Below are 257 nucleotides of genomic sequence, written 5' to 3'. Positions count from 1 at the left end.
AACGGAGTAATGATTCAGTTTTTTCATTGGTACCATCCCGGGAATTTATGGAATGAGTTTACAGAAAAGGCTGTTTATTTAAAACAGCTTGGTTTTACTGCGGTATGGTTTCCTCCTGCAACAAAGTGCTTTCTCGGTAAGGAAGGCCGGGGTTATGACGTATATGATCTATATGATTTAGGGGAATTTGACCAGAAAGGCAGTATTGCAACCAGATACGGAACTAAGGAAGAATACCTTAATGCAATTGAAGCAGC

The 257-nt window shown here is 40.1% G+C and carries 1 protein-coding gene; it reads left to right on the top strand.

What is annotated here, in order from left to right; genetic code table 11:
- Positions 1-9 precede the first annotated feature (9 nt).
- Positions 10-257 (top strand): alpha-amylase family glycosyl hydrolase (locus SB725_RS32325; RefSeq protein WP_410923587.1); only part of this gene is annotated, 248 nt, incomplete at its 3' end.

The organism is Pseudomonas sp. SIMBA_041 (assembly GCF_046535095.1).
GTDB classification, from domain to species: Bacteria; Pseudomonadota; Gammaproteobacteria; order Pseudomonadales; family Pseudomonadaceae; genus Aquipseudomonas; species Aquipseudomonas mucoides.
The sequence above is the reverse complement of the archived record's forward strand: the minus strand, read 5'-3'. Positions and strand labels throughout refer to the sequence as shown.